Origin of the sequence: Dechloromonas sp. TW-R-39-2 (assembly GCF_016864195.1) — a bacterium.
Lineage (GTDB): Bacteria > Pseudomonadota > Gammaproteobacteria > Burkholderiales > Rhodocyclaceae > Azonexus.
The window spans coordinates 1,159,793-1,182,958 of record NZ_CP045202.1; the positions used below are offsets into that span (position 1 = coordinate 1,159,793).

The following is a 23,166-nucleotide window of genomic DNA, read 5'->3' on the forward strand; positions in this document are numbered from 1 at the left end:
TCTTATTGATATCAAGGCTTAATATCTACCGCTAAGTATCTGTCCTATATGCCTTTGGCGTGCTTTGCGGCGCCTGAGAATTATGTGCTGAAACATTGTTGTGTCTCGGTTAAACTGCCGGCCTCAAAAAGGGTTTGGTAGCACAATCTTGATTCACAATCCGGTCGTTGCCGGCCGTCGGCTTATCGCTGTTTCGCTGAGTGTCATCGCACTGCTCTGGCTATCTGCCGTCTTCGGACTGGCAGACTGGCACGCTTCCCCGTTCTCCGCTACTTCCCTGGTTTCGTTCCTCCTGCTTGCTTGTGCCGGCTTTGCCGCTTACCTGTTGCGCCATGCCGGGCAGCAACTCGAACTGCATCGAACCCTGGTCAGCCATTCGTCCGAAGCGATCATGCTGACCGATGCCAACTTGCGTATTGTCGCGGTCAACCCGGCGTTTGAACGGATTACCGACTTTTCCGCCGCCGACGTGATCGGCAGCAAACCGAGCATTTTGAGCTCGGGCCGGCATGGCCCCGATTTCTACCAGTCGATGTGGACGGCGATCCGCGAGTCTTGCCGCTGGGAGGGCGAAATCTGGAATCGGCGCAAGGGCGGCGAAATTTACCCCCAGCAATTGACCATCAGTGCGATCCGCCAAGGCCGTCGCGAGACGCTGACCCACTACGTCGCCGTCTTTGCCGACCTCAGCGCCCGCAAGGCGCAAGAGGCGCGCATCGAATACATGGCCCATCACGACCCGCTGACCGGCTTGCCCAATCGCCTGGCGCTCAACCAGTTGCTGGAGTCGGCCATTCCCGCCATTCGTCGCAATGCCGGGCGGCTGGCGGTGCTGGTCATCGATCTCGATAATTTCAAGACGGTCAATGATTCGCTCGGCCACCACGCCGGTGACAAGCTGCTCTGCGAAGTGGCGTCGCGTCTGCGCCGGGTGCTCGGCGCGGGGGAGCACGTCATGCGGCTTGGGGGCGACGAATTCGTTGTCGTGCTCGAAGCATTTGCCTGCGAAAGCCGGGTGGTCGAAGTCGTGCACCAGTTGGTGCGCGAAGTCAGCGAACCTTGCCTGGTCGATGGCTGTGAATTGCATACCAGCCCATCGATCGGCATTGCCCTGTTTCCGAACGATGGTGACTCTCCTGAAACATTGATACGTAATGCCGATACGGCGATGTATTACGCGAAATCGACCGGCCGCAACAATTACCAGTTTTTTGCCGCGCCGATGAACGCGGCCGCCAACAAGCGCCTGCATCTTGAAAACGAGTTGTGGAAGGCGCTGGCTGAACGCCAGTTGGTGCTGCATTACCAGCCGCAGGTTGATTTGCCGAGCGGTCGGGTGGTTGGTCTGGAGGCGCTGGTCCGCTGGCAGCATCCCGAGCGCGGCATGATTCCCCCGGCTGATTTCATCCCGGTGGCGGAGGAGAGCGGCTTGATTTTGCCGCTTGGCCACTGGGTGCTGCGGACAGCTTGCGAGCAGGCGCGTGCCTGGCTCGATCAGGGCATCGATCTGGGGGAAATTGCCGTCAATATCTCGGCCCTCCAGTTCCGTCAGCCGGAGTTTGCCCAGTCGGTCAAAGCCATTCTCGACGAAACAGGCTTGCCTGCCAGCCGGCTGGAGCTTGAAATCACCGAGAGCGTCGTGATGCACAGTGCCGATTCCTCGATCAGCGTGTTGAACGAATTGAAGGCGATGGGCGTCAAGCTGGCGATTGACGATTTCGGGACCGGCTACTCCTCGTTGTCCTACCTGCGCCGTTTCCCGGTTGATCGTCTGAAGATCGACCACAGCTTCGTGGCCGATGTCGAATCGGATGGCGATGCCGCATCGCTGGTCTCGTCGATCATTGCGCTCGGCCGTTCGCTCGGCCTGAACCTCGTTGCCGAAGGCGTCGAGAGTCCGGGGCAGGCGGCCTTCCTGCGCGACATGGCTTGTGAACGGGTGCAGGGCTTCCATTTCTTCCGCCCGGTTGCGGCCGATAAAATTGTCGAACTGGATGCTTTTCTCGGTGCGACGGCCAAAAAGCATTAAGCGCTTGACCGGCCGGCCGGCTCCCCTAAAATTCGAGCCTCACTGACTCGGAGTCCAGCATGAAAATCGGTTTCGTCGGCCTTGGCATCATGGGGCGCCCGATGGCGCTCAATCTCATCAAGGGTGGTCATACAGTGACCGTCTGGGCGCGTCGCGCCGAATCCATGCAGCCCCTGATCGAGGCTGGCGCGATTGCCGCAGCCAGCCCGGCCGAGGCGGCGCGGGGTAATGAATTGCTGGTTTCAATGGTGGCCGATGCACCGGATGTCGCCGAAGTCATGCGTAGCGTGGCGCAGGGCGCCAGCCCCGGACTGGTCGCGGTCGACATGAGCACCATCGCACCGGCTGCGGCGCGCGCCATTCACGCCGAACTGGCGGCGGCCGGGATCGATTTCATGGATGCGCCGGTTTCCGGCGGTGAGGTCGGGGCCATTGCCGGCACGCTGTCGATCATGGCGGGCGGCTCTGCGGCGGCCTTCGCCACGGCGTACCCGGCCTTTGAGTGCATGGGCAAGAACATCGTGCACGTCGGCGACAGCGGTGCCGGGCAGGTGACCAAGGCGGCCAACCAGATCGTTACCGGCATGGGCGTGCTGGCCGTCGCCGAAGCTTTTGCTTTTGCCTCCAAGAACGGGGTCGACCGCAGCAAGGTACGCGAGGCGCTGCTCGGTGGTTTCGCCTACTCGAAAATCCTCGAAAACCACGGTCAACGTATGCTGGACCGCAATTTCAAGCCCGGCTTCAAGAGCTGGATGCATGAAAAGGATTTGAACATCGTGATGCAGACGGCGCATGAGCTGGGCCTCTGCCTGCCGGGGTCGGCAGCCACGGCGCAGATGTTCAACGCCATGGTTGGCTCCGGCCACGGCGAGGAAGATTCCGTTGCCGTGCTCAAGTTGCTTGAAAGCCTGTCGGGACAAGCATGAAAGTCGGTTTCATCGGCCTGGGCGTGATGGGGCGTCCGATGGCGCTGCATCTGCAGCGTGCCGGGCATGACTTGCACGTCTGGGCACGGCGCCCTGAGTCGGTCGGCGATTTGCCGGCGACGGTCTGTGCGACGCCAGCCGAATTGGGCCGGGCCTGCGAGGTCGTGTTTACCGTGATCACGTCGAGCGCCGATGTCAAATCCGTCGCGCTCGGCCAGTCCGGGCTGATCGAAGGCATGGCGCCGGGTTCGGTGCTGGTCGATTGTTCGACCATTGCGCCGGATGCGGCGCGCCGGATTGCCGACGGACTGCGGGAAAAGGGCGTCGAGATGCTGGATGCCCCGGTGTCCGGCGGCGTTCAGGGCGCGATCGATGCCTCGCTGGCGATCATGGCTGGCGGCCAGGCCGAGGTGCTGGAACGGGTTCGTCCACTGCTTGACTGTCTCGGCCAGCGGATTGTTCATGTCGGCCCGAATGGCGCCGGTCAGGTGGCCAAGGCGTGCAACCAGATGATCATGGTCGCGGCCATTCAGGCTGCGGCCGAGGCGATGCATCTGGCGGCCGCCTCCGGGGTCGATTGCGCAGCAGTCAAACAGGCATTGGCTGGCGGCTCGGCGGCTTCGCGCGTGCTCGATGTGATGGGCGAGCGTATGGTTAGCCGCGATTTTTCGGCCGGCATCGAGGCGCGCCTGCATCACAAGGATTTCGGTCTGGTGCTTGAGGCGGCACGCAAAAGTGGCGTTCCGGTGGCGTTGACCGCAGCCGTCGGCCAGCAATTGAACGCCTTGATGGCGCAAGGCTGGGGGCGCGACGACACCTCGTCGCTGTTGCGCGTGCTCGAAATGCCGGGGCCGGCATGAGCCAGATTGCCCAATTGTCCGAAGCGGAAATCGAGGCGCGTTTCCATATCACCGGGCGGACCGAAATCCAGTTCATGTTGCTTGGCTTCGGTCGCGAACGTACGCCATTCACGGTTCTTTTCGGCCCGGAACGCGAACCATTCCCGACCCGCCTGCTCGGTGTCTTGCCGGACAAGGGGCAGCTGGTTTTCGATTGCAGTGGAAGCCCGGAGCTGAATCGTCGCTTCCGTGAGAGCGAGCAAAACCTGTTCGTCGGGCGGCCCGGCGGCATTCAGGTCCAGTTTTCGGCTGGCCCGGCGATGGACGTCAATTTTGAGGGCGCCCGGGCCTTTGTCGTGACGCTGCCCAAGGTGCTGGTGCGTTTGCAGCGGCGCGAGGATTTCCGTGTCGAAACGCCGCGCGTTCAGCCTTTGCAGTTTTTCGGACGCTTGCCGGGCGGTGCGCTACTCAATTTGCCGGCGAACGACATTTCGGTCTCCGGCATCGGGTTGACCGCAGCAAGCTTGCCCGATGACTTGATCGTCGGCCAGAAGATGGAAAATTGCCGGATCACCCTACCGGAAGACAGCGGCCCGCTGTTTGCCGCCGTGTCGGTGCATCACCTGACCGAGCAGACGGCGCGTTCGGGGCAGTTGCACTGGCGTATCGGCCTGCATTTCAGCGACCTGCCCTTTGCCGACCAGAACCGCATTCAACGCTATATCGTGCGGGTCGAGCACGAGCGCCACGAACTGAGCTGATTCAGGCCGGCTTGAGCGGCATGTGCCGTTTGAGCGGCGCTTCGCTGCGCGCCCGCAGTTGCCCGCAACCGCCATCGACATCCTGTCCGGCCGAATCGCGCAGGCGGGCCAGGATGCCGCTCTGGTGCAGGCGTCCGGCCATTTCGCCGGCGCGTGCCGCCGACGGGCGCTCGAAACCCAGTCCTTCGTTGCTGTTGTAGGGAATGAAATTCATCATCGCGTACTTGCCCTTGAGCAGACGGATGATGCCCTCCAGTTCCTCGTCGCTGTCATTGACGCCGGCCAGCAGCGTCCACTGATACTGGATCGGGTAGCCGGTGGCGCGGGCATATTGCTCGCCCAGTTCGACCAGTTCGTCCGGGGCTATGCGCGGCGCCTTGGGTAGCAGCCTGGCGCGCAGATCGGCCTGGGTCGTATGCAATGACAAGGCCAGTGCCGGCTTGACCGGTCCCTGCGGCAGGCGTTCGAAGGCACGGCGGTCGCCGACCGTCGAGAAAACCAGATTCTTGTGACCGATGCCGGCCGAGGTGCCGAGCGTTTCAATCGCTTCCATCACGTTGTCGAGATTGTGCGACGGCTCGCCCATGCCCATGAAAACGACCCGGCTGACCTTGCGCATACGCCGGGCGAGAATCACCTGGGCGACGATTTCGGCGCTGCCGACCTGACGCAGCAAGCCTTCCTGGCCGGTCATGCAGAACAGGCAGCCGACGGCGCAACCGACCTGGGTCGAAACGCACAGCCCGTCGCGCGGCAACAGCACGCTTTCGACGGTCTGGCCATCGGCCAGTTCGACGAGCAGGCGGGCCGAGCCATCCTCGCCGGGGTGTTCGGAGCGTAGACGGACCAGGCCGTCGAGTTGTGCGGTCAGTTCCGGCAGCAGGTTGCGTACGGCCAGCGGCAGGAAATCCTCGGCCTTGCGGTGTCGGGTGTCGAGGCCGACCAACTGGGTCCAGGCACGCAACACGCGTTCTTCATGGCAGGGTTTGGCGCCGGCAGCGCGCAGCTGCTGGCGGATTTCTTCGATGCGCATCAGGCTTGGGCCGGGATGTCGCCGCAGGTGTCGCAGCGATGGATTTCGATGGTCGCATGCACAATTTCTTCGTGGATGGCGAGTTGCTGGCGGATATCCAGCGCCTGCAAGGTGGTGTCGTGGGTCAACACGCTGAGCGCGCAGGCATAAGCGCCGTTGCCGACGCGCCAGACGTGCAGGTCGGTCAGTTCGGTCTGGCCGGCAGCCGGCAGGCTGGCGATCACTTCGCGGATTTCCTCGACGACCGGGTGGTCCATCTCGCGGTCGAGCAGCACGCGGCCGGACTGGAGCAGCAGGTTTTTGGCCCACAGCGCCACCAGCACGGCACCGACCAGGCCCATCGCCGGATCGAGCCAGTCCCAGCCGTAGAACCAGCCGCCGAGCAGGGCGACGATGGCCAGCACCGAGGTGGCTGCGTCAGTGATGACGTGGATGTAGGCGGCCTTGAGGTTAAGGTCTTCGTGATGGTGGTGGTCGTGTGCGTGATCATGGCCGTGGTGATGATCGTGGCCATGTCCATGATCGTGATGCTCGTGCGAATGGCCGAGAATCAGCGCGCAGGCGAGGTTGACCGCGAGACCGAGCACGGCGACGGCAATCGCCTCGGGGTAGTGAATGGTTTGCGGCGACCACAGGCGTTCGAGCGAGCCGGCCACCATCAGGCCGGCCACGCCGAGCAGGGCGATGGCGCTGGTGTAGCTGGCCAGAATTTCGATTTTCCAGGTGCCGAAGGCGAAGCTCGGGTCGTTGGCGTACTTGCGCGCCGCGCCGTAGGCGAAGGCGGCCAGGCCGATGGCCAGCGCGTGCGAGCTCATGTGCCAGCCGTCGGCCAGCAGGGCCATCGAGTTGAACCACCAGCCGGCGACGATTTCGAGCAGCATCGTGGCGATGGTGATCCACATCACGAGGCGCGTGCTGCGTTCAGCCGCAGCGTTGCCCTGGCTGAATTGATGGTCGTGCAGCCAGCGGGAAAGATCGTGTTTCATTGTTGTCCGTAAGTGGCGAATTGTTGCAGCACGGCGTTCATTTCGTCGCCGGACAAAAGGATAGGCTGGCCGAGCTGGCAGGCGCGCCAGTATTGTTCGCAAAGCTCTTCGAGTTCACCGGCCAGCGCCAGGGCTTCGTCGAGATCGCGACCGGCGACGAGCAGGCCGTGATTGGCCAGCAGGCAGGCTTTGCGTTGCTGCATCGCGGCCAGTGCTGCGGTCGACAGGGCTTCCGAACCGAAAATGGCGTAATCGGCGCAGCGGATGGTGTCGCCGCCGAAGCGGGCGATCATGTAATGGAAGGGCGGAATGTCGGCGCGCAGACAGGCCAGGCTGACGGCAAACGGCGAATGGGCGTGCAGCACGGCGCCGATTTCCGGGCGCGTGGCGTAGAGGTCGCGGTGAAAGCGCCATTCGGAAGAGGGCTTGCGCCGGCCTTGATGCGAACCGTCGAGCGCCATCAGTGGAATGTCGTCGGCGAGCAGTTGCTCGTAGCGCATGCCGGTTGGCGTGATGTAAAAACCGTCGCCGCTGCGCACGCTGACATTGCCGGATGTGCCGCGATTCAGCCCGGCCGGACCCATCGCGCAGGCGGTAGCGATCAGTTGCTGGCGCGGGTCAGACACCGGCTTCTTCCGGGTAGAGCGCAAGCAGTCCGGCCTGGCTGGCCGGGCAGACGCCGCGTTCGGTGATGATCGCCTTGACCAGCCAGTTGGGCGTCACGTCGAAGGCCGGGTTGGCGACATCTTCGCCGGCCGGCAATTGCCGCAGGGCGGCGGGCTGGCCGTGTTGGTCCAGGCCGTGGACCAGGCGGAATTCGTCGCCGTCGCGCTCTTCGATCGGGATATCGGCCCCGTCGGCACAGGCAAAATCGAGCGTCGAGCGCGGCGCAGCAACGTAGAAGGGAATGCCGTTGTCGGCGCAGGCGAGGGCTTTCAGATAAGTGCCGACCTTGTTGGCCACGTCGCCGTTGGCGGCGATACGGTCGGCGCCGACGATCACCGCGTCGACCTTGCCGCTGCGCATCAGCAAGCCGGCGGCGTTATCGGCAATCAGCGTGTGCGGTACGCCGTGTTGTTCCAGTTCCCAGGCGGTGAGCAGCCCCTGGTTGCGCGGCCGGGTTTCCGAGACCCAGACATGCACCGGCACCCCGGCATCGTGCGCGGCGTAGACCGGTGACAGGGCTGTGCCCCAATCGACGGTCGCCAGCCAGCCGGCGTTGCAATGCGTCATGATGTTCAGCGTTTGGCCGTCGGCGACGATCAAGTCGTTCCACAGCTTCAGGCCGTGCTGGCCGATGGCCGCATTCTGGGCGACATCTTCCTCGGCGATCGCCTCGGCTTCGGCCCAGGCTGCAGCGCAACGCAACTCGGGCGGGATGGTTTGCAGCACTTTTTCCATGCGCGCCAGCGCCCAGTGCAGATTGACCGCCGTAGGCCGGGTCGACCGCAGCAGGGCTGCTGCTTCGGCCAGATGGGCATCGTCGGCTGCGGTGCCGAGCGCAATGGCCAGCCCGTAAGCCGCGGTTGCGCCGATCAGCGGCGCACCGCGTACCTGCATGGCGCGAATGGCGTGTGCCGCCTCGGCCAGCGTCGTGACGCGAATCCAGTGCAGCGCATGCGGCAGCCGCGTCTGGTCGATGATGTCGATGACGCGCTGTTCGGGATGGGCGCGCAGGGTGCGGGTCGGAATACCGTTGATGTTCATGTTTGCCGTGGGATTGATTCAGGCGAAATTTCGCCACAGCCGACATTTTGCCGGTCCCGGCCCGGCCTAGGAAGTGTTGCTTGCAATTTCACGCCATCGCTTCGCCGCTGGGGCGGGCCGAGACTTGTTGAATGACGCCGGATGCCGCAAGATTTGCCCCTTTCCGACCGTGGACCGCAGCATGCAAACCTCTCTCCAGATCGACTCCCGTTTCCCGCAGATGGGCACGACCATCTTTACCGTGATGAGCCGCATGGCAGCCGAGTGCGGCGCGGTCAACCTGTCGCAGGGCTTTCCCGACTTCCAGGCCGATCCGGCGCTGTTCGACGCGGTGCACAAGCATATGTGCCAGGGCCGCAACCAGTACGCGCCGATGGCCGGCATGCCGGAACTGCGCCAGGCCATTTCGGACAAGGTCGCTGCGTTGTACGGTCCGCGTTACGACGTCGAGTCGGAAGTTACGGTGACGGCCGGGGCGACGCAGGCCCTTTTTACGGCGATTGCCGCCTTTGTCCGGCCGGGTGATGAGGTCATCGTCTTCGATCCGGTCTACGACAGCTACGTCCCGACGATTGAAACGGTCGGCGGCAAGGCGGTTTATGCCCGCCTGCAGTTTCCCGACTACACGCCGGACTGGGCGCAGGTGGCACAACTGATCACGCCGAAGACGCGGATGATCGTACTCAATTCGCCGCACAACCCGACCGGCAGCCTGCTGACTGCGGTCGACCTCGACAAACTGGTCGAATTGCTGCGTGGCACGAATATCGTCGTGCTCTCCGACGAAGTTTACGAACACATCCTGTTCGATGGCGAAAAACACGCCAGCCTTTGCGCCCATCCCGAACTGGCCGAGCGCAGCATCATCGTTTCCAGCTTCGGCAAGACCTACCACATCACCGGCTGGAAAATCGGTTACGTCGTCAGCCCGGCCGAACTGATGGCCGAATTCCGCAAGGTGCATCAGTTCAACGTCTTCACGGTGCACACGCCGTCGCAACTGGGGTTGGCCGAGTACATGCAGGATGCTTCGCGGCATCTCGGGCTGGCCGGCTTCTATCAGGAAAAGCGCGATTTCTTCCGCAATCTGCTGGCGGCAACGCCTTTCGAATTGCTGCCCTGTCGCGGCACGTATTTCCAGTTGGCGCGCTACAGCGCGATTTCCGATTTGCCCGACCGCGCCTTTGCCGAATGGATGACGCGGGAAGTCGGCGTTGCCGTGATCCCCGTCTCGGTTTTTCATGCCGACGGCCATGACGACCGCGTGGTTCGCTTTTGCTTCGCCAAGAAAGAGGAAACGCTGCTGGCCGCGGCCGAGCGCCTGTGTAAAGCATTTGTGAAGCCGCGTTAAATTATGAATGGCGGCTTGACGCTGGCCGGGGCGGCCGAGAATAATCCCGCCATTACACAACATTCAACAGAGGAACCGGTATGAGCATGCTTCAGGAATTCAAGGAATTTGCAGTCAAGGGCAACGCCATGGACCTCGCCGTCGGCGTGATCATCGGCGGTGCTTTCGGTAAGATCGTCGACTCCATCGTCGGTGACCTGATCATGCCGCTGGTCAGCCGGGTGGTCGGCAAGCTGGACTTTTCCAATCTTTTCGTCGTGCTCGGCGACAATCCGAACAACCTGACGGTGCTGGCCGAAATCAGGAAAGCCGGCATCCCGGTTTTTGCCTACGGTTCTTTCCTGACCATCCTGGTCAACTTCATCATCCTGGCTTTCATCATCTTCATCATGATCAAGCAGATGAACCGCCTGCGTACGCCGGCTGCTCCGGCTGCCGAACCGGCGCCGGCCCCGACGCCGGAAGACATCACGCTGCTGCGTGAAATCCGCGATGCGCTGAAAAAGTAAGTTTTTCAGCCCGATTAAAAAGCCGCTTTCGAGCGGCTTTTTTATTTCTGCAATTTCTGCTGCCGTCGGTTTATTCCCCGAAAACAGCCTTCCACAGCAGGTTGACCGCAGCGATGTGCTTTTCGATCGGCTCGCGCTCGATTCGGGCGGCTGGCGTGGCGCTCAGTCGCTTGGCGTGTTGCAGGCGGCGATACTCGCGATAGGCATTGCCCGCCGCGTCGGCTTGTCCGGCATCGATCAGGCCGAGTTCGGCGGCCATCCTGAGCAGGGCGATATTGCCGAGATTGCCGGTCAGGCTGGCGTGCTGGTGGGCGTGGCCGAGAATCAGGTACTGGACGATGAATTCGACATCGATGATGCCGCCGCTGTCGTGCTTCAGATCGAACTCGGTTTCGCTGTGCGAAGCGTGGGCATCGGCCATTTTCTGGCGCATGGCGATGACTTCGGCTTTGAGTACGGCCATGTCGCGCGGCTGGCGCAGGATTTCGGTGCGGATCGCCTCGAAGCGTGCGCCGACGGCCGGATCGCCGGCGCAGAAGCGGGCGCGGGTCAGCGCCTGGTGTTCCCAGACCCAGGCGTTTTTCAATTGATAGTCGCGGAAGGCGTCGACCGAGACAGCGAGCAGGCCGGAATCGCCGTTCGGGCGCAGGCGCAGGTCGGTTTCAAACAGGATGCCGGCCGAGGTCTGGCTCGATAGCCACGAATTCAGGCGCTGGCCGAGGCGGGCGTAGTTTTCGTCGGCGTCCTGCGCATCGTCATCGAACAGGTAAACCATGTCGAGGTCGGAGGCGTAGCCGAGTTCCTTGCCGCCCATCTTGCCGTAGCCGATGACGGCGAATTTCGGCACGTCGCAATGGCGTTTCTTGATTGTGCTCCAGCACAGTGGCAGGGTTTCCTGGACCAGTGTGTCGGCCAGTTCGGTCAGGTGGTCGGAGAGATGTTCGATGCTTTGCAGCCCGGCCAGATCCTGGGCGAGTAGCCGGAAAACCTGGGCGTGATGCACTTCGCGCAGGATATCCATCTCGCGTTCGGTGTCGCCGGCATGGTCAGCCAGCGTGCGGCGCAACGATTCGCGGAAGCCGGCCCAGTCGGTGGCAATTTCGTAAAGCCGGGGGTCGAGCAGTTCGTCGAGCAGCAGCGGGTAGCGGTTGAGATATTCGGTCGCCCAGCTGGAGGCGCAGATCATGTCGGCGACGCGGCGCAGGGCCATCGGGTACTGCTGCAGCAGCGCCAGGTAGGCACCGCGCCGGGCGATGCCTTCGAGGAAATTGAGGCCGCGAACCAGTGTCGTATCGGGGTCGCTGGTTGCGCCGGCCGCTTCGATCAGGCGCGGGCCGACGGCGTCGATCCGTGAGCGATTGGTGCTCGGCAATTGTTGGTAGCGGCTCGAGTCGCGCAGTTCGGCAAGCCGGGCGATGGCATCTTTCGGCCGGCGGAAGCCGAGATTGCCGAAAGCTTCGATCGCCGTGTCTTCGTCGAGTTGGCTCATCCACAAGCCGGTCAGCGGGTGTTCACCGGCTTCCGGGTCGGAAAAAACGGCTTCGAAATGCTTGCTGACCTTGTTGCGGTGGGCGTTCAGCTCGGCCAGCATGCTCGCCCAGTCCGCGAAATTCATGCTCTGCGCGACGCTGGCCTGGCCGGCCGGATCGGTCGGCAGCATGTGCGTCTGCTTGTCTTCGACGTATTGCAGGCGATGTTCGAGGCGACGCAGGAAAACATAGGCTTCGCGCAGCTCGATTTCAGTTTCAGCCGGGAGAAGCTTGCGGTCGACGAGCAATTTGAGCACGGAAAGCGTCGGGCGGATTTGCAGGCCGGGATCGCGTCCGCCGCGAATCAGCTGGAAGACCTGGGCCATGAATTCGATTTCGCGAATGCCGCCCGGGCCGAGCTTGACGTGGTCGGCCATGTCCTTGCGCGCCACTTCGCGGCGAATCTGGGCGTGCAGGTCGCGCATGGCGTTGATCGCGCCGAAATCGAGGTATTTGCGGAAGACGAAGGGGCGGGAAATGCGGCGTAGCGCCGCCATCCATTCGCCGAGCGCCGCACCGTCGGCATTCGGGCCGGCGTTCATGACGCGCGACTTGATCCAGGCGTAGCGTTCCCACTCGCGGCCCTGGGTGATGAAATAGTTCTCCAGCGCATCGAGCGAGCAGACCAGCGGACCGGAGTCGCCATTCGGGCGCAGGCGCATGTCGACGCGGAACACCTGGCCGTTCGCTGTCAATTCGCCGAGTGCGGCAATCACCCGCTTGCCGAGACGGGTGAAGAAATCGTAGTTCTCGATGCTCTTCGGGCCGGCGGTGTCGCCTTCTTCCGGGTAGATGAAGATGTAATCGACGTCGGACGAGACATTCAGCTCGCGCCCGCCCAGCTTGCCCATGCCGATGATCAGCAGGCGCTGCGGCTGGCCGGCCTTGTCGAGTGGTTCGCCGTAGGTGGCGACGAGCTGGCGGTGGTAATGGTCGAGCGCGAAGTTGGTCGTCACGTCGGCCAGCATGGTCATGCTTTCGACAATTTCACCGAGCGGTGCCAGGCCGCACAGGTCGCGCAGCGCAATGTGACACATGGCGCGATGGCGCAGTCGGCGCAGTGCCGCCTTGACTGCATCGTCATCGGCGAAATCCTGCTTGAGCGGCGCCAGCAGCAGGTCTTCGGAGAGTGGGGCAAGCCAGGTGGCAGCCAGTTCCGGAATCAGGCCGGGGTTCGCCTGAAGCTGATTGGCCAGGTAACGGCTGTGAGCCAGGGCGGCTTGCCAGCGTGGGTCGAGTGTGTTGTCCATGATTGCTCAATCGGCAGGTCGGCCGAAAAGGATAGAATGCGGGTTTTACCGAATTTTTGATTGTAGTGATCTATTACCCATTCTGGCAAAACGGTTTGACGCGTGAATAGCGAAAGCGCTCAGTCCTGCGCTGAATCCCGTCAGCAAGTGCGTGCCACGGTCTACCATCGGCTGCACTGGCTATGGCCCGTGCTGGCCCATCCGACAGTGCGTCTGCTCGGTTGGCTGCTGTTCGCTGCCTGGCTGGTTTTCGCAGCACTGATTCTCGCCCTGCGCTATGCCGTTCTGCCGAATGTGGCGGCCTACCAGCCGCAAATCGAGGCAGCGGCCAGTCGCGCCATCGGCCAGCCGGTGCGCATCGGCCGTATCGAGGCGCGCTGGGAAGGGCTGAATCCCGATCTTGTGTTGAATGACGTGCTGCTGCTTGACCGCAATGGCGTGCCGGCTTTTTCGCTGGCCAGCGTCGAGAGCGTCTTGTCCTGGGAAAGTTTGTGGCGCTTGCAGATCCGCCTTGATTTGCTGGCCTTCGAGCGGCCGGTACTGCATGTCCGGCGGGAAAGCAGCGGCAAGATCACCGTGGCCGGGCTGGATACTGAGGGCGAGAGCGATCCGGCCTTTGCCGAGTGGGTGCTGCAGCAAAAACACATTCGCATCCGTAATGCCAGCATCGTCTGGGAGGATCGCCTGCGCAAGGCGCCGCCGCTGGCGCTGGAGGAATTGCAGTTCGGGCTGGACAACAGCGGCCGGCGCCATCGTTTCGGGCTCTCTGCCGCTCCACCGGCCGAACTGGCGGCGCGCATCGACATTCGTGGCGAGGTGCGTGGCGATCTCGGTGAGGCGCTGGAGTTGCTCAAGGGCAAGATTTTTGTCGAGCTGGATTACGCCGATCTGGCCGGCTGGCAAAAATGGGTCGATTACCCGGTGCACCTGCCGCAAGGCCGCGGTGCGATTCGCGTCTGGGGCGATCTGGCCGAAGGCGATGGCAAGGTGACGGCCGACGTGGCGCTCGAAGAGTTGCGCGTCAGGCTCGGCAAGAAATTGCCCGAACTCGATCTGGCCAGCCTGCGCGGTCGCTTCGAAGGGCGTTACAAGGCGGATCAGTGGATGCTGGCCGGGCGCAAGGTCGAGCTGCTGACGCTGGATGGTTTGCGTATCGCACCGACCGATTTCCAGGTCGATCTGCGCCAGAATGCCCAGACTGCCGCGGTCAACGGCAATGCCAGTGCCAGTTTTCTCGATCTCTCGATTCTTGCCCGCCTGGCGGCCTACATGCCGCTCGATGCGCGCAGTCGCGAGTTGTTGCAAAAGCACCAGCCGCAAGGGCGGATTGCCGAATTGCGCGCCAGTTGGGGCCTAGAGGGTGAAGAACTCAAGCGCTATGCCCTCAAGGCTGCGTTCAGTGAGATGGGCATCCGGGCCGATGGTTATGTGCCTGGTGCTTTGGGGATCACCGGCAAACTCGATCTGACCGAGAAGGGCGGCGAACTGAGTTTCGATGCAGGAACCTCCGGCCTGTCGCTGCCGGCAGTGTTTCCCGTGCCGGATATCGCGCTGGATAGCCTGAAAGCCCGTCTGAACTGGAAAACAACCGCCGATGCGGTCGATATCAAGCTGGAAAAACTCGATTTCGCCGGCCCCGAGGCGGCCGGTTCGGCGCGCGGGACTTACCGTTACAGCGGTGATGGTCCGGGTGAAATCGACCTGTTGGCGACGGTCGACCGCGCCGATGGCCGGGCGGTCTGGCGCTACATGCCGCATGCCGTCAATGCCGAAGCACGCAACTGGATCCGGCGCGGTATCGTCGCCGGACGCGGCTACGATGGCCGTCTGGTGCTCAAGGGCAACCTCCGGGATTTCCCCTTCCGCGATGCAAGCAAGGGCCAGTTCATCGTCACCGCCAAGGCGGCCGATGCCAAGGTCGATTACGTGGCTGGCTGGCCGACCATCGAGAATATCGACGCCAACATGACTTTCGGTGTCGGCATGAAGATCGAAGCCGACAAGGGCGCCATCCTGGGGGCCAAGCTGTCGGCAGTGACGGTTGAATTGCCCGATTTCGAATCGCACGAAGAAATGCTCCTGGTGCGCGGCGTGGCGCAGGGGCCGACCAGCGAGTTTTTCAAATTCATCGAGCGTAGCCCGGTGGCGGCGACCATCGATCATTTCACCGATGGCATGAAAGCAACGGGCAGTGGCCGGCTCAATCTGGAACTCGATATTCCCTTGCGTCACGCGCTCGATACCCGGATGCGCGGCGATTATCGTTTTCAGAACAACGTGCTTGAGCCGCTTGCGGCATTACCGCCGATCACCCAGGTCAATGGTCGCCTGGTGCTGACCGAAAATACGGTAGCGGCGCAGGATATTGTCGGCAAGGTTTTTGGCGGGCCGATCAAGGTCAATGTCAAAAGTGCCGGCGACAAGGTGGGGGTCGTGGCGAGCGGCACGGCCAATGTGGCCGAGGTGCATCGGCATTTCGGCTTTCCGCTGATGGAGCATCTGACCGGCAGCGCCGGCTGGAAGGCCGATATCGCGATCCGCAAGCGGAATGCCGATTTCGTCATCGAGTCCGACTTGCTGGGCGTCAGCTCTCCCTTGCCCGATCCGCTCAACAAGAATGCGACGACGGCCTTGCCCTTGCGCATCGAACGCAGTGCGCCGGATGCCACGCGCGAGCAATACCGGATCGTCCTGGGCAAGGTGGCTCAGGGGCTGATGGTGCGCCGCCAGGGAAATTGGGAGCGCGGGGTCTTTGCCGTGGGCGAGGCCGATTTGCGCCTGCCGGAAAAGGGGTTGGCGGTGCGTGTCGCTGCACCACAGATCGATGCCGATGCCTGGAAGAATTTCATTCCGGCCGGCTCGGCTCAGGAAAGCACTTCGGGAGGCGGGCTGGCGCTCAGTCTGCTGACTCTGAAAACGCCGCGCCTGCATTTGTTCGGGCGTGATTACAGCCAGGTCGAAAGTACCCTGAGGCCGCGCGATGGCGGCTGGCAGATCGGTCTGAATACGCGCGATGCGGTTGGCGATATTTTCTGGCGCAGCGCTGGTGAGGGTTGGGTCGAGGGCAGTTTTAAGCGTCTGGTCATCCGCCCTGCCAGCGAGGGCGGCGATGGACACAGCGAACTGGTTAACTCGCTGCCCGGCATGAATCTCGCGGTCGACGACTTTTATATCGGCGAAAAGGCGCTGGGCAAGCTGGAGCTGCGGGCGCGTAACGACAAGGGGGCCTGGAATCTCGACAACTTCAGCCTGCACAATCCGGACGGCAGCCTCAAGGGGCGGGCGACCTGGCTGAATGCCGGGCGCCACCAGACGCGGATGAATTTTGAACTGAATTCGGCCGATGCCGGCAAGCTGCTTGCCCGTCTTGGCTATGTCGATGCTGTCCGCCGGGGAACCGCGAAGCTGAGCGGCGACCTGCAGTGGAGCGGGCCGCTGACGGCTATCCATTACCCGTCGCTGACTGGGCAGATGAATGTGCTGGCTGAAAAAGGGCAGTTCAACAAGCTGGAGCCGGGCGTCGGCAAGTTGCTCGGGCTGATTTCGCTGCAATCGTTGCCGCGTCGCCTGACCCTCGATTTCCGCGATATTTTCAGCGACGGGCTGGCTTTCGACAGCATTGAGGGCAGTCTGTCGGTGCGCAAGGGCATCATGCGGACGACTGAACCTTTGCGCATTTCCGGTCCGGCAGCGCAGATCGAAATGCGCGGTGAAACCGATCTACGGGCCGAAACGCAGGATTTGCAGGTCATTGTTCGCCCCGAACTGGGCGGTCTGGCGGCAGTTGGTGCGGCGGCGCTGGTCAATCCGGTGGTTGGTGCGGCGGCGCTGGTCGCCAATACCGTGCTGCAAAAGCCGCTCAATCGCCTGTTCAGCTACCGTTATCATGTCACCGGCAGCTGGAGCGATCCGCTGGTCGACAAGGCTGGAGAACCTGCCCCCGAGGTCAAATCATCCGCTGAAGAAGGAAACAAGCCGTGATCAAGAAAAACTGCCGGATAGCCGCTTTACAGATGGTTTCCGGGCCGCGCGTGGCCGATAACCTGGAAGTGGCCGGGCGCCTGGTTGCCGAGGCGGTCGATCAGGGGGCGCAACTGGTTGCGCTGCCGGAGTATTTTCCGATCATCGGCGCGGCCGATGCGGACCGGGTCCGGGCGCGCGAGCAGTTTGGCAACGGTCCGGTGCAGGACTGGCTGGCGGCCACGGCGGCGCGGCACGATGTCTGGATTATTGCCGGTTCCATCCCGTTGACCGCGACGCAGCCGCACCAGATGCGCAACAGCACGCTGGTTTTCAACGATGGCGGCGATTGCGTCGCGCGCTACGACAAGATTCACCTGTTTGGCTTCAAGAAGGGAGCCGAGGCGTACAACGAATCGGCCTTCATCGAGCCGGGCGATACACCGGTCGCGGTCGATACGCCGTTTGGCCGCATCGCGCTGTCGATCTGCTACGACCTGCGTTTTCCCGAGCTGTACCGCTCGCTCGGGCCGGTCGACCTGATCCTGATGCCGGCCGCCTTCACCGATACGACCGGCCGGGCGCACTGGGAAATCCTGCTGCGCGCCCGCGCCATCGAGAACCAATGCTACCTGCTCGCGGTCGGACAGGGCGGCCAGCATGAAAATGGCCGAATGACCCACGGCAACAGCATGATTGTCGATCCCTGGGGTGAAATCCTCGACCGCAAGATGAAGGGGCCGGGCGTTGTCATCGCCGACCTCGATCACGCCCGCATTGCCGAAATCCGCGAGAGCCTGCCGGCGCTCGCCCACCGTATTCTCTGACGGAGCTTCAATGAATTCACAAAGCGCACTGGCCCAGGCCGAATCGCTGCTGCTGACCCCTTTCTCGCTGAATGAAGGCGATTTGTCGCGCACTTTCGGTCAGATCCTGACGCATCAGGTCGACTACGCCGACCTTTACTTCCAGTATTCCCGTTCCGAGGCGTGGAGCCTGGATGAAGGCATCGTCAAGTCGGGCAGTTTCAATATCGACCAAGGGGTCGGGGTGCGTGCCATTTCCGGTGAAAAGACCGCATTTGCCTACTCCGATGACATCAGTGCGCTGGCCTTGAATGATGCCGCTGCGGCCGTTCGGGCGATTGCCGCCGCTGGCCAGAATGGCATTTTGCCGGCTTTCAAGGCGTCGACCGCGGCACGTGCGCTGTATCTGCCCAACGACCCGATCGCCTCCTTGCCGGCCGAAGCCAAGGTCAAGTTGCTCGAACGGCTCGAAGGTTTTGCCCGGGCGCTCGATCCGCGTGTCGTTCAAGTCATGGCTTCGCTGGCTGGTGAATACGATGTCGTCCTGGTGGCCGGTTCGGATGGTCGCCTGGCAGCCGATATTCGCCCGCTGGTCCGTTGCTCGGTGTCGGTGATTGTCGAGGAAAACGGCAAGCGCGAACAAGGTGGTGCCGGTGGCGGCGGTCGTTTCGATTTTGCCTATTTTGACGACGAAGTGCTCCAGCGCTACGCCAAGGAAGCGGTTCATCAGGCCGTCATCAACCTGCACGCCGACGCGGCGCCAGCCGGGCAAATGACGGTCGTGCTTGGTTCCGGTTGGCCCGGCATCCTGCTGCACGAAGCGGTCGGTCATGGCCTGGAAGGCGATTTCAATCGCAAGGGCAGTTCGGCGTTCAGCGGCCGGGTTGGCCAGCGCGTCGCCGCCAAGGGCGTCACCGTTATCGACGATGGCACCATTGCCGATCGCCGTGGTTCCTTGAATATCGACGATGAGGGGAACACGACGCAGCGCACCGTGCTGATCGAGGACGGCATTCTCAAGGGTTACATGCAGGACAGCCTGAATGCCCGCCTGATGGGCGTTGCCCCGACCGGTAACGGCCGGCGCGAATCCTTCGCTCACCTGCCGCTACCGCGCATGACCAACACCATGATGCTGGCCGGCGAGCACGATCCGCAGGAAATCATCAAATCGGTCAAGAAGGGCATCTACGCGGCCAATTTCGGTGGCGGGCAGGTCGATATCACGAGCGGAAAATTCGTTTTCTCGATGAGCGAGGCCTACCTGATCGAGGACGGCAAGGTGACGCGCCCGATCAAGGGGGCGACGCTGATCGGCAACGGGCCGGATGCGATGACGCGCATTTCGATGATCGGCAACGATCTGCAGCTTGATCCCGGTGTCGGCACCTGCGGCAAGGATGGCCAGAGCGTCCCGGTCGGTGTCGGTCAGCCGACCTTGCGTATCGATGGACTGACGGTGGGTGGTACGGCATAATATGTAGTCATTTTGAAGGGGTTGGTGTCATGCGGTCTTGGTTTTATGTGCTGGGAATCTTGGCCGCAAGCGGTATGGCGCATGCCCAGCCGGCGCTGCAAGAGCGCCTGAAATCAGTTTCGGCTGACCCTGCTGCCCTCAAGCAGGCCGTCGAAGCCGGCAAGAAAGCGTCGTTTTTCTGTGCCAATTGCCATGGTGAAGACGGCATCAGCAAGTCGCCGGAAGTCCCCAACCTGGCCGGACAAAATCCGGCTTACCTGCTGGAGCAGATTCGCAAGTTCGGCAGTGGCGAACGCAAGGATCCCTTCATGCAGGGCCTGATCAAGGTGCTCAAGGACGATGAGCGCCTCCAGATCACCTTGTTTTACGCCGGGGTCAGCGTTCGTCCCTCGTCGGCCGATCCGGTTCAGGTTGCCCGCGGCAAGGGCTTGTTCGACAAATTGTGCGTTCGCTGTCATGGTGAGCAGGCGCATGGCAACGATGCCTATCCTCGACTGGCCGGCCAGAAGCTACCTTATCTGCAGACGTCGATCACGCGCTATCGTGACCAGACCGGGGTGCGCAACAACCAGTTGATGTCGATCGCGACGGCGCCGCTGAAGAACGAAGATATCGTTGCCATCGCCCATTATCTGACCCAGCTTCCCTGAATTGATTGTGTCGGCTTCGGCACGGTTGATGCAGATCATGGCAAATATGTAACGCCAGCCCTTAAGCTCGCGCATCGCATTTTCCCGATGGATTCATTGTGAAATATCTGCTTGGCCTCTTCCTGGCATGCCTGCTTTGCCTTCCCTCACCTGAGGCGACCGCCCAGATCAGCGATATCAATTCAGCCATCAACAAGGCCGGGCGCCAGCGCATGCTTTCACAGCGTATTGCCAAGGCTTATTTCCAGATTGGCCAGAAAATCGATGTCGACCGCAGCAAAAAGGTGCTGGATGTCTCGGTGGCTCTGTTTGATCGCCAATTGGTTGAATTGAAAGGTTTTGCGCCGACGCCGGAGATTCGCGAGACCTACCTCAAGCTTGAAAAATCCTGGCTGGCCTACAAGGACATCCTGCTCGGTGCGCCGTCTTCGCCCGATAACGGCCGCAAGGTGCTTGCCCTGTCTGAAGAAGTCCTGTTACTGGCCAATCAGGGCACCGAGCTGCTTGAAAAACGGTCCGGCACGACCGCCGGTCGCCTGCTCAATCTCTCCGGCCGCCAGCGCATGTTGTCGCAGCGCATGGCCAAGTATTACCAGGCGATGGCCTGGGGGGTCGGCGATGCCAATAGCTCGGCCGGGCTGGGCAAGGCACGGCGTGAATTCGCCGATGCGCAAGCCGAATTGCTGGCTTCGCCGGTCAACACGCCGCAGCTCAAGGACGCGCTCGGGCTGGTTGGCCAGCAGTGGTTCTTCTTCGAAAATGCCCTTGGCCAGAAAAGCGGCGCCGACAATCGTCCGCAGACCGCGGTGGCGACAACCAGCGAACGTATCCTCGAAGAAATGGAATCGGTGGTTACCTTGTACGAGCGCTTGCCGCACTAAGCCTGAATCTTCCATGCCGATCCGGTAGAATGCCAGGTTTTCAGGCTTTTTACTGGGGTTGGCCATGACGCCGCAAAGCAAACCGAATACTGACGACGTTCGCATCAAGGAAATCAAGGAACTGGTTCCGCCGGCTCACGTCTTCCGCGAATACCCGCTGTCGAATCGCGCCGCACAGACCACCTACGCCGCACGCCAGGCGATCCACCGCATCCTGCACGGTGCCGATGACCGCTTGCTGGTCGTGATCGGCCCCTGCTCGATTCACGATTACGACCTGGCGCTCGATTACGCCAGGAAACTGGCCAAGGAGGCCGGCAAATATGCCGACGACCTCGTCGTGCTGATGCGTGTCTATTTCGAAAAGCCGCGCACGACGGTGGGCTGGAAAGGCCTGATCAACGACCCGCGCCTCGACAACACCTTCCGCATCAACGAAGGCATCCGCCTGGCACGCAAGATCCTGCTCGACATCAACGAACTCGATCTGCCCTGTGCCACCGAGTTCCTCGATACCATCACCCCGCAATACACTGCCGACCTGATCGCCTGGGGCGCCATCGGGGCGCGTACCACCGAGTCGCAAGTGCATCGCGAACTGGCCTCCGGCCTGTCCTGCCCGGTCGGTTTCAAGAACGGCACCGACGGCAACATGCGTATCGCGGTCGACGCCATCCGTTCGGCCAATTCGCCGCACCATTTCCTGTCGGTCACCAAGTCCGGTCACACCGCCATCGTGTCGACGATGGGCAACGAGGACTGCCACGTCATCCTGCGCGGCGGCAAGGAGCCGAACTATGACGCCGCCAGCGTTGACGCTGCCGCCACCGAAATCGCCAAGGCCGGTCTGGCCGCACGGCTGATGGTTGATTTCTCGCACGGCAACAGCCGCAAGCAGTTCAAGCTGCAGATGGAAGTCAATGACAGCATCTGCGAACAGCTGAACAGCGGCGAAGACCGTATCGTCGGCGTGATGGTCGAATCCCACCTGGTCGAAGGCCGTCAGGATCTCTCGCCTGAAAAGGAACTGACCTACGGCCAGAGCATCACCGATGCCTGCATCAACTGGGACGACAGCCTGCTCGTGCTGGAAAAACTGGCCGCCGCCGTCCGCGCCCGTCGCGCAGCCAAGGCCGCCGAGTAAGCAGTTTTTACGCCGGATGAGCGGGGAGTGACTTAATTCCCCGCTGTCAGTAAGAAATGAAAAAGCCACATCCTGTGAGGGGATGTGGCTTTTTTTCTGCAGTATTTGCTCTCGCTTTTTACGGCGTCTGGGTGATTTATGTGTTCAGTTCGGCTGGGTCAATACACGGCTTGGGTGGTCGTTGGGTGTAACAGTGGATACGGGCTGCTTCGTGCCCTTAGCGGATCTTTACCTGTCGGGCAGCGCAACGGCAGCTTACTGACTGCGGTCGTTCAAAACGTTGGCCGAACGCGAACTCCTCGACCAAAGCGGACCTCCAATTCGGGAACTCCAATCGGCCGCTTTGCCCGGGATAGCTGACCCATAGCCGTATCGAGTGTTGGCTAATCGTGACAGCCATCAACTTGACTCATTGCCAACCACCAGCCAGCGCTCAACCTGGGGCCGCTCCGTTTGAGGAAGATCACGCGCCATAGGGTGCCTATTTCACAGCCTTGAGAAGTTGTTTAAGCAGCTCAATGCTTTTTCGGGCATCCTCGCCCTGCCTCCGGGCTTCCTCACTCCGCCTATCGGCTTCCTCACTCCGCCTATCGGCATCCGCAATGACTGTATCCAAAATTACCCCAATCTGTTCATCCAGTTTCTTCGTACTTGATAGCTCATTCGCAAGATAGATTTCCGCCCAAGGAAATTTCTCCGAAGCTCCCTTGAAGTTCGCATAGGGAAGTGGAAGCCCCTTCGGCAGCTTTCCGGTTTTCGCATACTCATCAACAAAGCGGCGAACATCGTCGATTTCCACATAACCAAGCACCATTCCGCTCACGCCGTTAGCAACCGTCCGATCACTAATATCCGGCTGGGATCGCGCAAGCTTGTAATAGCCCATGATCCGTTCGCGTTGGCTAATGGTAAGTATCGGCAACTTTTCCAGTGCTGTTTTCTTGTTGAACTTGCCAAGTAGTTCGAGCAACACGGGGTCTTTTGCCGGGTCTTCTTTGAGCACCAGCGGCCCACCGCCCGCCTGCGCCAACGGCAAATAGGGCGACTCCAGCGCCTGCGCCGGGGCAGCCCCCACGGCGAGCAGCAACAATCCTGCGGTCAACGTCTGTTTCATGTGTTTTTCTCCCTTGCGGTGTAGCTTGTGTCAATTTTGAAGCGCCAACAAGTCTGCATTGCCTCAATTTCCTGGCCAATGGATTTTGATGGTCAGTGCAGCGGCGATGGCCAACACCCATCTGGCGATCGTCCTGGCAATGTGCTCACGATCCTCTTTGGCGATACGCTGAACATAGGCAATGGCCGAGTTGTGTGAATTAGTCTTCAGGCAC

General features: G+C 61.8%; 18 protein-coding genes. 12 read left to right on the top strand and 6 right to left on the bottom strand.

Going from position 1 to position 23,166, the window contains the following annotated elements; genetic code table 11:
• Positions 1-148: 148 nt before the first annotated feature.
• From GBK02_RS05635 to GBK02_RS05650, 4 genes are read left to right on the top strand one after another with little or no spacing between them, the layout of a single operon-like run.
• Entirely contained in the window at positions 149-2,029 is a 1,881-nt protein-coding gene (locus GBK02_RS05635; RefSeq protein ID WP_203468762.1) for a bifunctional diguanylate cyclase/phosphodiesterase, read from the top strand.
• A 59-nt stretch (positions 2,030-2,088) separates the two neighbouring features.
• Positions 2,089-2,955 carry an NAD(P)-dependent oxidoreductase gene (locus GBK02_RS05640; RefSeq protein WP_203468763.1) on the top strand — a complete coding sequence of 289 codons (867 nt, stop codon included), beginning with the start codon at positions 2,089-2,091 and terminating at the stop codon, positions 2,953-2,955.
• Positions 2,952-3,815, top strand: coding sequence for an NAD(P)-dependent oxidoreductase (locus GBK02_RS05645; RefSeq protein WP_203468764.1), 864 nt, complete (start codon positions 2,952-2,954; stop codon positions 3,813-3,815). The genes GBK02_RS05640 and GBK02_RS05645 overlap by 4 nt, the downstream gene beginning before the upstream one ends.
• Positions 3,812-4,555, top strand: a complete 744-nt coding sequence (locus GBK02_RS05650; protein WP_203468765.1) for a flagellar brake protein — start codon at positions 3,812-3,814, stop codon at positions 4,553-4,555. Before GBK02_RS05645 ends, GBK02_RS05650 begins: the two co-directional genes overlap by 4 nt.
• Position 4,556: 1 nt before the next feature.
• Here GBK02_RS05650 and GBK02_RS05655 read toward each other — a convergent pair whose 3' ends face one another.
• Genes GBK02_RS05655 through mtnA form a run of 4 tightly spaced genes read right to left on the bottom strand, consistent with a single transcriptional unit; the run spans position 4,557 to position 8,281 of the window.
• The gene (locus tag GBK02_RS05655; protein ID WP_203468766.1) at positions 4,557-5,588 is read right to left on the bottom strand and encodes an RNA methyltransferase; all 1,032 of its coding nucleotides are present in this window, start codon (positions 5,586-5,588) and stop codon (positions 4,557-4,559) included.
• Complete coding sequence (gene dmeF / locus GBK02_RS05660) at positions 5,588-6,574, bottom strand: CDF family Co(II)/Ni(II) efflux transporter DmeF (RefSeq protein WP_203468767.1); 987 nt, start codon at positions 6,572-6,574, stop codon at positions 5,588-5,590. Before dmeF ends, GBK02_RS05655 begins: the two co-directional genes overlap by 1 nt.
• Positions 6,571-7,158, bottom strand: coding sequence for a class II aldolase/adducin family protein (locus GBK02_RS05665; protein ID WP_239003251.1), 588 nt, complete (start codon positions 7,156-7,158; stop codon positions 6,571-6,573). Before GBK02_RS05665 ends, dmeF begins: the two co-directional genes overlap by 4 nt.
• A gap of 34 nt (positions 7,159-7,192) precedes the next feature.
• Entirely contained in the window at positions 7,193-8,281 is a 1,089-nt protein-coding gene (mtnA, locus tag GBK02_RS05670; RefSeq protein ID WP_203468769.1) for an S-methyl-5-thioribose-1-phosphate isomerase, read from the bottom strand.
• A gap of 181 nt (positions 8,282-8,462) precedes the next feature.
• On the opposite strand from mtnA, the gene GBK02_RS05675 reads away from it, so the two are divergent.
• Positions 8,463-9,632: a pyridoxal phosphate-dependent aminotransferase gene (locus tag GBK02_RS05675; protein WP_203468770.1), complete on the top strand. Its 1,170-nt coding sequence runs from the start codon at positions 8,463-8,465 to the stop codon at positions 9,630-9,632.
• A gap of 80 nt (positions 9,633-9,712) precedes the next feature.
• Positions 9,713-10,141 carry a large conductance mechanosensitive channel protein MscL gene (gene mscL, locus GBK02_RS05680; protein ID WP_203468771.1) on the top strand — a complete coding sequence of 143 codons (429 nt, stop codon included), beginning with the start codon at positions 9,713-9,715 and terminating at the stop codon, positions 10,139-10,141.
• Between the two features lie 70 nt (positions 10,142-10,211).
• Here mscL and glnE read toward each other — a convergent pair whose 3' ends face one another.
• Entirely contained in the window at positions 10,212-12,920 is a 2,709-nt protein-coding gene (gene glnE / locus GBK02_RS05685; protein ID WP_203468772.1) for a bifunctional [glutamate--ammonia ligase]-adenylyl-L-tyrosine phosphorylase/[glutamate--ammonia-ligase] adenylyltransferase, read from the bottom strand.
• Positions 12,921-13,022: 102 nt separating this feature from the next.
• On the opposite strand from glnE, the gene GBK02_RS05690 reads away from it, so the two are divergent.
• The 6 genes from GBK02_RS05690 (at position 13,023) to aroG (ending at position 21,838) form a co-directional block, all read left to right on the top strand.
• On the top strand, positions 13,023-16,901 hold the full coding sequence (locus GBK02_RS05690) for a YhdP family protein (RefSeq protein WP_203468773.1): 3,879 nt from the start codon (positions 13,023-13,025) through the stop codon (positions 16,899-16,901).
• Positions 16,898-17,707: a carbon-nitrogen hydrolase family protein gene (locus GBK02_RS05695; RefSeq protein ID WP_203468774.1), complete on the top strand. Its 810-nt coding sequence runs from the start codon at positions 16,898-16,900 to the stop codon at positions 17,705-17,707. The genes GBK02_RS05690 and GBK02_RS05695 overlap by 4 nt, the downstream gene beginning before the upstream one ends.
• Positions 17,708-17,717: 10 nt before the next feature.
• Positions 17,718-19,163, top strand: coding sequence for a metalloprotease TldD (tldD, locus tag GBK02_RS05700; RefSeq protein ID WP_203468775.1), 1,446 nt, complete (start codon positions 17,718-17,720; stop codon positions 19,161-19,163).
• A 29-nt stretch (positions 19,164-19,192) separates the two neighbouring features.
• The gene (locus GBK02_RS05705; RefSeq protein ID WP_203468776.1) at positions 19,193-19,813 is read left to right on the top strand and encodes a c-type cytochrome; all 621 of its coding nucleotides are present in this window, start codon (positions 19,193-19,195) and stop codon (positions 19,811-19,813) included.
• Between the two features lie 98 nt (positions 19,814-19,911).
• A complete protein-coding gene (locus GBK02_RS05710; RefSeq protein ID WP_239003184.1) occupies positions 19,912-20,694 on the top strand; it encodes a type IV pili methyl-accepting chemotaxis transducer N-terminal domain-containing protein in 783 nt (260 codons plus the stop codon).
• Positions 20,695-20,758: 64 nt separating this feature from the next.
• A complete protein-coding gene (gene aroG / locus GBK02_RS05715; RefSeq protein WP_203468777.1) occupies positions 20,759-21,838 on the top strand; it encodes a 3-deoxy-7-phosphoheptulonate synthase AroG in 1,080 nt (359 codons plus the stop codon).
• 481 nt (positions 21,839-22,319) lie between these two features.
• On the opposite strand, the gene GBK02_RS05720 is transcribed toward aroG, so the two are convergent.
• Entirely contained in the window at positions 22,320-22,952 is a 633-nt protein-coding gene (locus GBK02_RS05720) for a hypothetical protein (protein ID WP_203468778.1), read from the bottom strand.
• Positions 22,953-23,166 lie beyond the last annotated feature (214 nt).